General features: G+C 73.1%; 1 pseudogene. It reads left to right on the top strand.

What is annotated here, in order from left to right:
- Positions 1-379: pseudogene (locus tag LPA54_RS42095) on the top strand (phosphoglucosamine mutase); the annotation flags it as partial.

Here is a 379-nt window from a genome sequence, read left to right as displayed (position 1 = left end):
ACACGTATGTCGCCCACCTCGTGGACGTGCTGCCGAACCGGCTCGACGGGCTGAAGATCGTGCTGGACGAGGCGCACGGGGCGGCGTCGCAGGTGTCGCCCGAGGCGTTCCGGCGGGCCGGGGCCGAGGTCGTGACGATCGGTGCCGAGCCGGACGGGCTGAACATCAACGACGGGTGCGGGTCCACGCATCTCGCGCTGCTGAAGGCCGCCGTCGTCGAGCACGGGGCCGCGCTGGGGATCGCGCACGACGGTGACGCCGACCGGTGCCTGGCCGTCGACCACACGGGGGAGGAGGTCGACGGGGACCAGATCCTCGCCGTGCTGGCGCTGGCCATGCGGGAGCGGGAGGCGTTGCGGTCGGACACGGTGGTCGCCAC

The sequence above is a fragment of the Streptomyces sp. DH12 genome (genome assembly GCF_020873895.1).
Taxonomy (GTDB): domain Bacteria; phylum Actinomycetota; class Actinomycetes; order Streptomycetales; family Streptomycetaceae; genus Streptomyces.
The sequence above is the reverse complement of the archived record's forward strand: the minus strand, read 5'-3'. Positions and strand labels throughout refer to the sequence as shown.